11 protein-coding genes and 1 tRNA gene are annotated in these 12,670 nt (G+C 63.0%); 8 read left to right on the top strand and 4 right to left on the bottom strand.

The window, feature by feature from the left end:
• The 5 genes from ACOABP_RS07260 (at position 1) to ACOABP_RS07240 (ending at position 3,751) form a co-directional block, all read left to right on the top strand.
• Positions 1 to 1,404 carry a cytochrome b gene (locus tag ACOABP_RS07260; RefSeq protein WP_474227570.1) on the top strand — a complete coding sequence of 468 codons (1,404 nt, stop codon included), beginning with the start codon at positions 1 to 3 and terminating at the stop codon, positions 1,402 to 1,404.
• A gap of 37 nt (positions 1,405 to 1,441) precedes the next feature.
• Complete coding sequence (locus ACOABP_RS07255; protein ID WP_066731124.1) at positions 1,442 to 2,185, top strand: cytochrome c1; 744 nt, start codon at positions 1,442 to 1,444, stop codon at positions 2,183 to 2,185.
• 296 nt (positions 2,186 to 2,481) lie between these two features.
• A complete protein-coding gene (locus ACOABP_RS07250; RefSeq protein WP_008643086.1) occupies positions 2,482 to 3,093 on the top strand; it encodes a glutathione S-transferase N-terminal domain-containing protein in 612 nt (203 codons plus the stop codon).
• A gap of 29 nt (positions 3,094 to 3,122) precedes the next feature.
• A complete protein-coding gene (locus ACOABP_RS07245; RefSeq protein WP_474227569.1) occupies positions 3,123 to 3,623 on the top strand; it encodes a ClpXP protease specificity-enhancing factor in 501 nt (166 codons plus the stop codon).
• A gap of 52 nt (positions 3,624 to 3,675) precedes the next feature.
• Positions 3,676 to 3,751, top strand: a tRNA-Thr gene (locus tag ACOABP_RS07240).
• 44 nt (positions 3,752 to 3,795) lie between these two features.
• Here the strand turns inward: ACOABP_RS07240 and ACOABP_RS07235 are convergent.
• The gene (locus tag ACOABP_RS07235) at positions 3,796 to 4,680 is read right to left on the bottom strand and encodes an HNH endonuclease (protein WP_474227568.1); all 885 of its coding nucleotides are present in this window, start codon (positions 4,678 to 4,680) and stop codon (positions 3,796 to 3,798) included.
• 315 nt (positions 4,681 to 4,995) lie between these two features.
• Here ACOABP_RS07235 and ACOABP_RS07230 point away from each other — a divergent pair, with 315 nt between their 5' ends.
• Complete coding sequence (locus ACOABP_RS07230; protein WP_474227567.1) at positions 4,996 to 5,892, top strand: endo alpha-1,4 polygalactosaminidase; 897 nt, start codon at positions 4,996 to 4,998, stop codon at positions 5,890 to 5,892.
• Between the two features lie 34 nt (positions 5,893 to 5,926).
• On the opposite strand, the gene ACOABP_RS07225 is transcribed toward ACOABP_RS07230, so the two are convergent.
• Both ACOABP_RS07225 and ACOABP_RS07220 read right to left on the bottom strand, forming a co-directional pair.
• Entirely contained in the window at positions 5,927 to 6,439 is a 513-nt protein-coding gene (locus ACOABP_RS07225) for a M48 metallopeptidase family protein (protein ID WP_474227787.1), read from the bottom strand.
• A 37-nt stretch (positions 6,440 to 6,476) separates the two neighbouring features.
• Positions 6,477 to 6,701, bottom strand: coding sequence for a hypothetical protein (locus tag ACOABP_RS07220; protein ID WP_066731071.1), 225 nt, complete (start codon positions 6,699 to 6,701; stop codon positions 6,477 to 6,479).
• 209 nt (positions 6,702 to 6,910) lie between these two features.
• Here ACOABP_RS07220 and ettA point away from each other — a divergent pair, with 209 nt between their 5' ends.
• The gene (gene ettA / locus ACOABP_RS07215; RefSeq protein WP_101680534.1) at positions 6,911 to 8,578 is read left to right on the top strand and encodes an energy-dependent translational throttle protein EttA; all 1,668 of its coding nucleotides are present in this window, start codon (positions 6,911 to 6,913) and stop codon (positions 8,576 to 8,578) included.
• Positions 8,579 to 8,742: 164 nt separating this feature from the next.
• Here ettA and ACOABP_RS07210 read toward each other — a convergent pair whose 3' ends face one another.
• On the bottom strand, positions 8,743 to 9,885 hold the full coding sequence (locus ACOABP_RS07210) for a metallophosphoesterase (RefSeq protein ID WP_474227566.1): 1,143 nt from the start codon (positions 9,883 to 9,885) through the stop codon (positions 8,743 to 8,745).
• Positions 9,886 to 10,097: 212 nt separating this feature from the next.
• On the opposite strand from ACOABP_RS07210, the gene ACOABP_RS07205 reads away from it, so the two are divergent.
• The gene (locus tag ACOABP_RS07205) at positions 10,098 to 12,527 is read left to right on the top strand and encodes a carbohydrate-binding family V/XII (RefSeq protein WP_474227565.1); all 2,430 of its coding nucleotides are present in this window, start codon (positions 10,098 to 10,100) and stop codon (positions 12,525 to 12,527) included.
• Positions 12,528 to 12,670 lie beyond the last annotated feature (143 nt).

The following is a 12,670-nucleotide window of genomic DNA, read 5'->3' as shown; positions in this document are numbered from 1 at the left end:
ATGGCGGCCGAAAAAGAAGTCAAGACTACCGGGCTGCTGGGCTGGATCGACGCCCGTTTCCCTGCGACCCAGCTCTGGGAAGACCACCTCTCCAAGTACTACGCACCGAAGAACTTCAACTTCTGGTACTTCTTCGGATCGCTGGCGCTGCTGGTGCTGGTGATCCAGATCGTCACCGGTATCTTCCTGGTGATGAACTACAAGCCGGACGGCACGCTGAATGCCGCCGGCATTCCCGTGGCGTTCGCCAGCGTGGAATTCATCATGCGCGAGGTACCGTGGGGCTGGCTGGTGCGCTACATGCATTCCACCGGCGCCTCGGCATTCTTTGTCGTGGTGTACCTGCACATGTTCCGCGGGCTGCTGTACGGCTCGTACCGCAAGCCGCGCGAACTGGTCTGGATCTTCGGCTGCCTGATCTTCCTGTGCCTGATGGCCGAAGCGTTCATGGGCTACCTGCTGCCCTGGGGCCAGATGTCGTACTGGGGCGCGCAGGTGATCGTGAACCTGTTCTCGGCAATTCCCGTGATCGGCCAGGACCTGTCGCTGTTCATCCGCGGTGACTATGTGGTGAGCGATGCCACGCTGAACCGCTTCTTCTCGTTCCACGTCATTGCGGTGCCGCTGGTGCTGCTGGGCCTGGTGGTGGCGCACATCATCGCGCTGCACGAAGTGGGTTCGAACAACCCGGACGGCGTGGAAATCAAGGCGAAGAAGGACGCGAACGGCGTGCCGCTGGACGGCATCCCGTTCCACCCGTACTACTCCGTGCACGACCTGCTGGGCGTGGCCGGCTTCCTGATCCTCTTCTCGGCCGTGATCTTCTTCTTCCCGGAAGTGGGCGGCTATTTCCTGGAAGCCAACAACTTCTTCCCGGCTGACCCGCTGAAGACGCCGCCGCACATCGCGCCGGTGTGGTACTTCACGCCGTTCTACTCGATGCTGCGGGCTACGACGTCGAACTTCCTGCCGATCCTGTGGCTGTTCTTTGCGTTCGTGCTGGGCATGGTGTTCCTGCGCAGCAAGGATGTGCGTATCAAGATCGGTTCGGTGGTCATCCTGGTCATCCTGGCCGCAGGCTTCAAGTTCATCGACGCCAAGTTCTGGGGCGTGCTGGTGATGGGCGGCTCGGTCATCGTGCTGTTCTTCATGCCGTGGCTGGACTGCTCGCCGGTCAAGTCCATCCGCTATCGTCCCGCTTTCCACAAGTCGATCCTGGTCGTCTTCGTGGTGGTGTTCCTGGTCCTGGGTTATCTGGGCGTGCAACCGCCGTCGCCGGTGGGTGAGAAGGTGTCGCAGCTCGGTACGCTGCTGTACTTTGCCTTCTTCCTGACCATGCCGCTGTGGAGCCGTGCCGGCACGTTCAAGCCGGTGCCGGAGCGCGTCACGTTCCATCCGCACTAAGACGCTGCGCGACCCTACAAGAGGACAAGGACACAAGATGAAAAAGTTGCTTTCGATCTTCGCACTGGTCGGCGCATGCCTTGCCGCGCTGCCCGCGATGGCCTCAGAAGGCGGTTATCCGCTGGAACCGGCTCCGCTGGACACTAGCGACGTCTCGTCGCTGCAGCGTGGCGCCAAGCTGTTCGTCAACTACTGCCTGAACTGCCACGGCGCGTCGATGATGCGCTACAACCGGCTCAAGGACCTGGACCTGACGGACGACCAGATCCGTCAGAACCTGCTGTTCTCGGCCGACAAGGTTGGCGAAACGATGACGATCGCCATGCCGCCGAAGGATGCCAAGGCCTTCTTTGGTGCCATTCCGCCGGACCTGTCGGTTATCGCCCGCGCCCGCGGCAACGACTGGCTCTACACCTACCTGCGTACCTTCTACCGCGACGACGCGCGCGCCACGGGCTGGAACAACCTGGTCTTCCCGAGCGTGGGCATGCCCCACGTGCTGTGGGAACTGCAGGGCCAGCGCGCGCCGAAGTACGTCGAAGCGGAAGAGCACGGTGAAAAGGTGCACAAGCTGGCCGGCTGGGAGCAGATCACGCCGGGCAAGATGAGCACGCAGGAGTACGACCAGGCCGTGGCCGATCTGGTGAACTACCTGAACTGGATGGCCGAGCCGGCTCAGAGCCACCGCAAGCGCCTGGGCGTCTGGGTGCTGCTGTTCCTGGGCGTGTTCACCGTGTTCGCATGGCGCCTGAACGCCGCGTTCTGGAAGGACGTGAAGTAAGGCCGTGGCCGCGCGGGGCCCCGTAGTTGTAACCGAATATGTAACAACGCAGGACTCGCCGCCCAAAGGGCCGGCGCGGAAGTTGCAGCAGTGCAGCACCGCGCCGGCCCTTTTATTTTGCGCTCTCCGGGGAGAAAGTGCCCCAAAGGACGCTCATCGGCCCGGCTGGCTATTTGTAACTAATTTGCTTTTCAATGGGCCGTTCTGACAGAATGTTTGCCCTGTCCAGACCTAGCACCGCCAAGTTCGTCAAATTTCCATAGATTTGGCGCACTTCACACCCAAGGAATTCAACCATGATGGTGTTGTATTCGGGTACCACTTGCCCGTTTTCCCAACGTTGCCGCCTTGTCCTGTTCGAAAAGGGCATGGACTTCGAGATTCGCGACGTTGACCTGTTCAACAAGCCGGAAGACATTTCGGTGATGAACCCGTACGGCCAGGTGCCGATCCTCGTCGAACGCGACCTGATCCTGTACGAATCGAACATCATCAACGAATACATCGACGAGCGCTTCCCGCACCCGCAGCTGATGCCGGCCGATCCGGTGCAGCGCGCCCGCGCCCGCCTGTTCCTGTTCAACTTCGAAAAGGAACTGTTCACCCACGTCTACGTGCTGGAGAACGAAAAGGGCAAGGCTGCCGAGAAGAACCACGAGCGTGCCCGCGCCGCCATCCGCGACCGCCTGACGCAACTCGCGCCGATCTTCGTCAAGAACAAGTACATGCTGGGCGAAGAGTTCTCGATGCTGGATGTGGCCATCGCCCCGCTGCTGTGGCGCCTGGATCATTACGGCATCGAACTGTCGAAGAACGCCGCGCCGCTGCTGAAGTACGCGGAACGCATCTTCAGCCGCCCGGCCTACATCGAGGCACTGACCCCGTCTGAAAAGGTCATGCGTCGCTAAGACGGACCCGACGCCACCGCACAAGCGTAATGCCAGAAACTTCCACCAAGCCCTACCTGATCCGCGCCATTTACGAATGGTGTACCGATAACGGCTTCACGCCGTATGTCGCAGTCTTTGTCGACGGCAATACCAACGTGCCGCGCGAGTTCGTGAAAAACAACGAAATCGTGCTGAACGTGAGCTTCGATGCGACCAGCGGCCTGGACATGGGCAACGAGTGGATTACCTTCAGTGCACGCTTTGGTGGCGTCTCGCGCAAGATCGACGTGCCCGTGGAAAACGTGCTGGCGATCTACGCACGCGAAAACGGCCAGGGCATGGCATTCCCGGTGGAACGCAGCGTCCCCGAAACCCAGGCCGCCACGGAGCGTGAAAACAGCCCGCCCCCGAAACTGGCCCCGGTAGACGCCGACACGCCAGCACCGGTCACGGCGGAAGAGGGCGCAGAGGGCTCGGACGACGACCCGAACCCGCCGCCCGTACCGCGCATCGGCGGCAAGAAGCCTTCCCTGAAGGTGGTCAAATAAGCCATCGCCAAGACACACCGCATGAAGTAGAATCGCGGTCTGCACCAAACATGCCGGCTTAGCTCATCAGGTAGAGCAGTTGATTTGTAATCATCAGGTGGCGGGTTCGAGTCCTGCAGCCGGCACCAGATTCATGTGAAAAAGCCACGCGAGAGCGTGGCTTTTTTTCGTTTTACGCTTCTCGCGCAGCTACGATCTTCCGAAGCTTCTCGTTTTCCGCGTGGCCATCCAATCCAAAGTGGATATTCCGATGGCAAGTAGGGCAAATGCCCCCGACGTGTAACGGATGGTCCGGACCGCCGTCTGAGACGCGATTGATGTGGTGTGGCTCGAGGTATGGACTCCCGTCCTTCTTCTTGAACGGCGCAGGTGCGTTGCATAGCTCGCAATGTCCCGCCGCTCGAGCCAAAACGTAACGCTTCACCTGGGCGCTGCGATGGTAAATCGCTCTTATGGCCTCCTTCGGGGCAATGCTGCCTGTCGGTACTGTGCAGGCGCTCAGTGCCTTTGCGCGTAGGGCCGCGAGGTCTTGGGGTTCAGAGTCAGAATTTTCAAAGGCGCGACCGTCATCTTCTAGGTCTTCTTCTCGCTCAAAACGCATCGGCAAATCCACGGGAACGAGGCAAAAAACGATTACGTCGCGTAATTCACCTTTTCGATCAGGGCCCCGCTCAACGGCGTGGGAAGCATAGACAAATTCGCCCAGATAGATATATGGCTTGCCTTTCCCGGTGTACTCAAATAAGTGGAGAGCCTTGCCCTTCGAGGTATGGGTGGTAATCGCACGGTTGCCGCCGCTCAGCGTCATGGGGCCAACTTGACCCTCACCGGAATATCGGAAATAACCGTCGTTGGTGAATCCGTCGCGATAGCCGTATTTCTCGCCACTGGTTCCAGTAAAAAGGAATATCGCGGGCGACTGGTCGGATGGCGCGATGCCGCTTTGCCAACTGCCTCCGAACCGTCCAGTGATCTCTTCACGCCGGCTATAGGCTTTGCCTACTACGAAGTGTGGCAGTTCCAGGGGCGAATTTGGGGGCGATCCGGTGGTCGGCATTGATAGTTGCCTCATTCTGATTGGTTATCAGAATTTTCTCAAAGCAAGCCATCTAGTCAACCCTACCACTGCGGCTCCAACCGCTGCTCGACCCGAGCATCCCTTCAGTTTGCCCACCCTCATCCGATAACGCTAAAGCAGACAAGTCCCCTCCAGGGTTGCGGCGTCTGGTGCGATGGATGGGGCGGTCAACCTCGAAGCTATGGCATCAGCGCTTGTCTCGCGCATAATCGGCGTCACGCCAAATCGACCCTTTCCAAAAAGGGCAATACATAGCTGGTAGTTCTTTGTTGGGTACAACAGGAGAGGTCAAACATGCAAAGCAAACTGGCAGGCCGTCGTCCGGTGCGACTGGCCCTGGCAAGTCTCGTCGCCACGTTGGCCGCTTGCGGCGGTGGCGGTGACGATAGTGGTGGATCGGTGGTGCGCGTTTCCGAGGCATCCACGCTTTCGACGCAGGCCGTCAGCAGTAGCGTTACCGCCAGCCCCACGCGGTGGATGCCGTCGGTCACCGACACATGGCAGCTTCAGCTGCAAGGCACGATCAACACCAGCTACAACGTCGCGGTCTACGACATCGATCTGTTCGATACGCCGCAAGCCACCATCAATGCGCTGAAGGCGCAGGGCAAGCGGGTGGTGTGCTATTTCTCGGCGGGCAGCAGCGAGGATTGGCGCCCCGATTTCTCGAAGTTCAAGCCGGCGGATATGGGCAATGCGTTGGACGGCTGGGCCGGAGAGCGTTGGCTCGACACACGCTCGGCCAACGTGCGCGCCATCATGCAGGCCCGCATGGACCTGGCGAAGTCGAAGGGTTGCGATGGCATCGATGCGGACAACGTCGACGGCTATACCAACAACCCGGGTCTGCCGCTTACGGCTGCCACGCAGCTCGACTACAACCGCTTCCTGGCCGACCAGGCGCATGCCCGGGGCCTGGCCATCGGGCTGAAGAATGCCGTCGCCCAGTTGAGCGACCTGGCGCCGTCGTTCGATTTCGCGGTGAACGAGCAGTGCTTCCAGTACAACGAGTGCAGCGGCTATTCGGCCTTTACGGTGCAGGGCAAGCCCGTGTTCAACGTCGAATATCAGTCGAAGTGGAAGGATGCCGCCACGCGGCAGAAGCTGTGCGCCAAGGCGCAGGCGCTGAACCTGCGGACGCTGGTGCTGCCGCTCGCGTTGAACGACAAGTTCCGCTACAGCTGCGACTGACCGTTTGAATATTGAAGAAACGACTACAAAGTAGTCAGGGGCGGGCGGCTTCGCGGCTGTCCGCCTTTTCCGTTTCCCGCCACGCCAGGAACAGCCGCGTATCGAACTCCAGCTGGTGATACTGCGGTTCCATATGCTCGCAGAGCCGGTAGAACGCCTTGTTGTGGTCTGATTCCTTCAGGTGCGCCAGTTCGTGCACCACGATCATGCGCAGGAATTCGGGCGGCGCTTCCTTGAATAGCGACGCCACGCGGATTTCCTTCTTCGCCTTCAGCTTGCCGCCCTGCACGCGCGAGATGGCCGTATGCAGGCCCAGTGCGTGCTGCGCGGTGTCCAGCCGCGCGTCATACCCCACCTTGTGCAGCGGCGGGGCGCTGCGCAGGTATTCCTGCTTGATTTCGGCGGTGTAGTCGTCGAGCGCGCGGTCGGTCTGGATCGTGTGACGCGCGGGGTAGCGGCGCGCGATGTGGTCGCCCAGCGTGCCGGCAGCCATCGCGGCGCGCACCTGGTCGAGCACATTGGGCGGATAGCCGCCCAGGAATCGCATCGGGTCCTTGACGCCCGGCCGCCAGCCTTCGGTCATCTTAGTGATGGTGATGGTGGTGATGCATCCAGCTGTTATCCATCGAATGCACGAAGGACTCCACGGCATCCTTGTCGCCGGTGGCGTGGCGCATCATCTCGCCGCACTTGCAGAAGCCCTGGTACGGGGTGATGTGCGAGCACGCCGAGGTCTTCTGCAGATACAGTGTGACGGGTTTTGCGCACTTCTTGCACTTGAACTTGAGAGTCAGGGCGGGTTTGCTCATGGGAATCCGGATGAAAACTGCGTCGATGCAAAACCCGCCATTGTACCGGCCGCGCCCATTGGCTGCCGGGCAGGGCGCAGTGGGCGTGATGCGGGCTCGATGTGGGCTCGATGTGGGCGCGATGTGGGTTATCGGCGCAATCCGGCCCGGTCCGTTTGCTACACTCCCGCCATTCGCCGCATTCCAACCGAATCCAACCGACACGCTCCATGGCACAGTACGTTTTCACCATGAACCGCGTGGGCAAGATCGTTCCGCCCAAGCGTCACATTCTCAAGGACATCTCGCTGTCCTTCTTCCCGGGTGCCAAGATCGGCGTGCTGGGCCTGAACGGCTCGGGCAAGTCCACGCTGCTGAAGATCATGGCCGGTCTCGACAAGGAGATCGAAGGCGACGCCACGCCGATGCCGAACCTGAACATCGGCTACCTGCCGCAGGAACCGCAGCTCGACCCCGAGCAGACCGTTCGTGAATCGGTGGAAGAAGCGCTGGGCGGCGTGTTCGAAGCCCGCAAGAAGCTCGACGAAATCTACGCGGCCTATGCCGAGCCGGACGCCGACTTCGACGCGCTGGCGGCCGACCAGGCCAAGTACGAGGCCATCCTGGCCGCCAGCGATGGCAATAACGTCGAACTGCAGCTGGAAATCGCCGCCGACGCGCTGCGCCTGCCGCCGTGGGACGCCAGGATTGGCAACCTGTCGGGTGGTGAAAAGCGCCGCGTGGCGCTGTGCCGCCTGCTGCTGTCGCGCCCCGACATGCTGCTGCTCGACGAACCCACCAACCACCTGGACGCCGAATCGGTGGACTGGCTCGAACAGTTCCTGACGCGCTTCCCGGGCACCGTGGTGGCCGTCACCCACGATCGCTACTTCCTGGACAACGCCGCCGAGTGGATCCTGGAACTGGACCGCGGCCATGGCATTCCCTGGAAGGGCAACTACAGCTCGTGGCTGGAGCAGAAGGAAGACCGCCTGAAGCAGGAAGAGGCCACGGAGTCGGCCCGCCAGAAGGCGCTGAACAAGGAACTGGAGTGGGTGCGCCAGAACCCGAAGGGCCGCCAGGCCAAGTCCAAGGCGCGTCTGGCCCGTTTCGACGAGCTGAACAGCCAGGAATACCAGAAGCGCAACGAAACCCAGGAAATCTTCATCCCCGTGGGTGAGCGACTGGGTAACGAGGTTATCGAGTTCGACAACGTCAGCAAGGGTTTTGGCGACCGCATGCTGATCGAGAACCTGAGCTTCAAGGTGCCGCCGGGCGCCATCGTCGGCATCATCGGCCCGAACGGCGCCGGCAAGTCGACGTTCTTCAAGATGCTGACCGGCAAGGAACAGCCTGATAGCGGCGAGATCAAGATCGGACCGACGGTGAAGATGGCGTTCGTGGACCAGAGCCGCGACGCGCTGGATGGCAGCAAGACCGTGTTCGAGGAAATCTCGGGCGGCTCGGACATCCTGACCGTGGGCCGGTACGAAACGCCGTCGCGCGCGTATATCGGCCGCTTCAACTTCAAGGGCGGTGACCAGCAGAAGACCGTGGGCACGCTGTCCGGTGGTGAGCGCGGCCGTCTGCACATGGCCAAGACGCTGATCGCCGGCGGCAACGTGCTGCTGCTGGACGAACCGTCGAACGACCTTGACGTGGAAACGCTGCGCGCGCTGGAAGACGCGTTGCTGGAATTCGCCGGCTGCGTCATGGTGATCTCCCACGACCGCTGGTTCCTGGACCGTATCGCCACCCACATCCTCGCCTTCGAAGGCGATTCGCATGTGGAGTTCTTCCCCGGCAACTATCAGGAATACGAAGCCGACAAGAGGAAGCGCCTGGGCGAAGAAGCCGCCAAGCCGAAGCGCATCCGCTACAAGCCGATTACTCGCTGATTGGCGAAAGTGTTGGTTTTCTCCCCTCTCCCGCGCGCGGGAGAGGGGCGGGGGAGAGGGCCCGGCGGTTCAAACTACGACACGCCGGCAAGCAGCACCTCCATGCCCTCTCCCCCAACCCCTCTTCCACCCATGGGAGAGGGGAGCAACCCCGACGCATCGAATCAACCCCTCACCAGCCTCACCAGCGTGATCTCCGACGGCGCGCCAAACCGCTTTGGCGGCCCCCAGTAGCCCGTTCCGCGGCTCACGTAGATCCACATGCTTTCATGCCGGTTCAGCCCATGCACATAGGGCTGCTGCATCGGCACGAACAGGTTCCACGGCCAGAACTGCCCGCCGTGGGTGTGCCCCGACAGTTGCAGGTCGAATCCGGCCGCGGCGGCAGCCGGCGCCGAGCGGGGCTGGTGCGCCAGCAGCACGCGTGCCGCGGCATTGGCCGGCGCACCGTGCAGCGCGCGCACGGGGTCGCTGCGGTGGCTTTCGATAAAGCCGCCGGCAGTGAAATCGGTCACGCCGCCAAGTACCAGCGACGCATCGCCCCGGGCCACCACCACGTGCTCGTTCATCAGCACGCGCAGGCCCAGCCGGGTCAGTTCCTCGATCCACGGCTCCGCGCCCGAGTAGTACTCGTGGTTGCCGGTCACAACGTAGGCCCCGTGCGGTGCCGATAGCCGTGCAAACGGCGCCGTGTGGGCCGACAGCTCGCGCACCGAACCATCTACCAGATCGCCGGTAATGGCGATGGCGTCGGGCTTCAGCCCGTTCACGCTGTCGACGATGCGGTTCAGGTAGGGCGCCTTGATGGTCGGCCCCACGTGGATATCGCTGATCTGCGCGATCGTAAAACCTTCAAATTCTTGCGACAGGTTGGCGATCGGCACATCTACCTTCTTCACCCGCGCCAGGCCGCGCGCATTGAAGTAGCCGATCACGGACACGGCAACCGCCAGCCCCACCACCGCCGACGCACTGTAGAACGCCAGGCCGGCTGGCTGCCAGCGGGCCAGCATCGCCACCAGCAGGAAGATGTCACGCGCAAACGTCAGCACCAGCAGCGATGAGAAGAATCCCATCGCGAGCATGCCGATCCAGCTCAGCTTGTCGGCCCATCCGCTGGCCAGCCGCCGCGCCATCAGTGCGGCCGGAATCAGCAATGTCGAGGCAATCAGCCACAGCACGGCCAGCATATGGATGGCGGCCGGCAGGGGCAGTGCAGGCAGCAGCCGCGCGCCGATATAGGCATGCAGCGCGGCAACGATGGCGGTAGGAACCAGCAGGGAACGGCGGGAGCGCCTGGTACTCATGGCAGGGGGCGTCAGAGTCGGATTCAAGTGTAGGTGAGGCTGCGCAGGCGGGGCTTCAAGGGTCTGTTTCAAACGAAAAAGGGATCATGCACCACTTTAAGGCGTGCTTGTGATCTGTCCGGTTTCCGCGGGTCCGATGAATGTTTTCGCCGCACATTGTTCCTGCAACCGCACTAATTTAGATTCATCTGACGCCGAACGCTGGAGATTCCATGTCCTTTGCGAAGCCCGCCCGTCTGGGCCAGACGTTGCTTGCCGCGGCGCTGGTTGCCGCGCTGCCGCCGGCGGTGCTGGCGACCACGTCCGCCACCAAGTCCGCCACCACCCCCAGTGCCGCGCAGAAGCTGGCGCCACTGAGCTGGCCGCGCAATTTCGAGGTGGCTGGCGATCACGTGGAGCTCTACCAGCCCGAAATCGAGAAATGGGACGGCAACCGGATGTCGGGCCGTGCCGCCGTGGCCATTGGCGCCAAGGACGGCACGCCGGTCTATGGCGTGGCGCGGTTCTCGGCGCAGGCCGATATCGACAAGCCGTCGTCGCTGGTGCAACTGACGAATATCCAGATCGACAGCGTGGACGTGCCCACCCGCCCCGACGCCGCCGACAAGGTGCGGCAGGCGTTGATCAACCGGCTGTCGCCGCAGGGCCTGACCGTGCCGCTGGAAGAACTGCAGGCCAGCTACGCGGTGTCGCAGCAGCTGGCGAAGGCGCAGCGCGTGCCGGTGAAGAACGACGCCCCGCAGATCCTGTTTGCGACCACGCCCACGGTGATGGTGCATGTCGACGGCGACCCGGCATGGCGCCAGGTGGCCGGCACATCGTACGAGCGCGCCATCAACAGCCGCGCGCTGCTGCTGCGCGATCAGGGCGGCGAACTGTGGCTGCAGGCGGCCGGCTACTGGTATCGCTCGGAATCGGCCGGCGGCACGTGGGAGCCCGTTGCCAGCCCGCCCGCCGCGTTGGTGGGTGCGGCCGGCAAGATGACGGCGTCGAAGGACGAGCCAAAGCCTGATCCGATGATGCCTGCCGACGGCAAGAAGCCGTCGCGCGCGCCGGCGGTGCTGATGGCCACGCAGCCGGCCGAACTGATCCTGACATCGGGCGAGCCGCAGATGACGCCGGTGGGCGGCACCGGCCTGCTGACGATGTCGAACGCGGATCATGCGGTGTTTATCGATCCGTCCGGCAATCAGACCTATGTGCTGATCTCGGGCCGCTGGTTCCGCGCCGCGATGCTCAATGGGCCGTGGGAATACGTGCCCGGCGCGCAACTGCCGGCCGAGTTCGCGAAGATCTCGCCGCAGGACCCGAAGGCAAACGTGCTGGTATCGGTGCCCGGCACGCCGCAGGCCCGCGAGGCCGAGATCGCCGCGACGATCCCCCAGACGGCGTCGGTGTCGCGCACCAAGGCCGTCACGGCGGTGACCTACGATGGCACGCCGAAGTTCGAATCGATCACCGGCACGTCGCTGCGCTACGCGGTCAACACCGGCACGCCCGTGATCGAGGTCGATCCATCGCACTACTACGCAGTGGTCAACGGCGTCTGGTTCACGGCCAGCGCGCCGGGCGGCCCCTGGCAGGTAGCCATCGAAGTGCCATCGGCCATCTACACCATCCCGCCCAGTTCGCCGCTTTACTACGTGACGTACGTGCGCATCTACTCGGTCACGCCCACCACGGTGGTGGTGGGCTATACGCCGGGCTACCTGGGCGTGGTGGTCAACCCGGACGGCACCGTGGTCTACGGCACCGGCTATGTCTATCCGCCGTACGTTGGCACGTATTACTACGGCTATCCCGTGACCTATGGGTATGGCGCGGGCTTTGGCATCGGCATTGCCGAAGGGTTTGCGTTCGGATTCGCGGCCGGCGCCATCTGGGGCACTGCCGCGCCGTACTGGGGCCCGTACTGGTATGGCGGCGGCAGCTTCGTCAATGTCAACCAGGCGAATTTCTATGGCCGATGGGGGCAGGGCACGGTGACCCATGCCGAAGGCTGGAACGCCTGGACGGGCACGCAGTGGCGCGGTACGGCCGGTGCCGGCTACAACCCGGCCACGGGCGCGCGCTTCCAGGGCAGCCAGGGCGCCGCGTTCAATCCGTATTCGGGCAACTACGCGGCGGGGCGGCAGGGATCGTTTGCCAATCCGTCAACAGGGCGCGAGGGCGCCGCGCGCGGCGGCGTGGCTGGCAACGAATACACGGGCAACTATGCGGCAGGCCGGCAGGCGGCCGGATACAACGCCCAGACCGGGCGCATCGGCGCAGGCGAGGCGGGCATCGCCGGCAATACGCAGACCGGCCAGTACACGGCCGGCAGCCGTGGCTTTGTTGCCAATCCGAACAAGGACAATGCCGTGGTCTGGAACAACGGCAACGTCTACGCGGGCCATGACGGCAACGTCTACCAGCACACCGACGACGGCTGGCAGAAGCACACCACCAATGGCTGGGAACCCGTGCAGCAGAACAGCGAAATGCAGGGGCGCCTGGATCAGCAGCGCCAGGCGCGGCAGGCCGGGCAGCAGCGCTTCAGCAGCGCGGCGGCGCAGCAGTGGCAGGGGCGGTTTGCGGGAGGCGGCGGAAGGTTTGGTGGCGGTGGTGGCGGTGGCCGGTTCCACGGGGGATTCCGGCGATAGGGGCTCCTCGCCCATTGTTTGCGCCCGTCTCCCGCGCGGGAGAGGGCCGGGAGAGAGGGCAAGGCGGTTCAAATGATGGCCATCGCCCTTTGAGCCGCCCGCCTTCTCCCTGAACTTCTCTCACAAGTGGGAGAGGATGCCCA

The sequence above is a fragment of the Cupriavidus sp. HE11 genome, from assembly GCF_056097175.1.
Note: the sequence above shows the minus strand (reverse complement) of the source record. Positions and strands in the feature narration are given on the sequence as shown.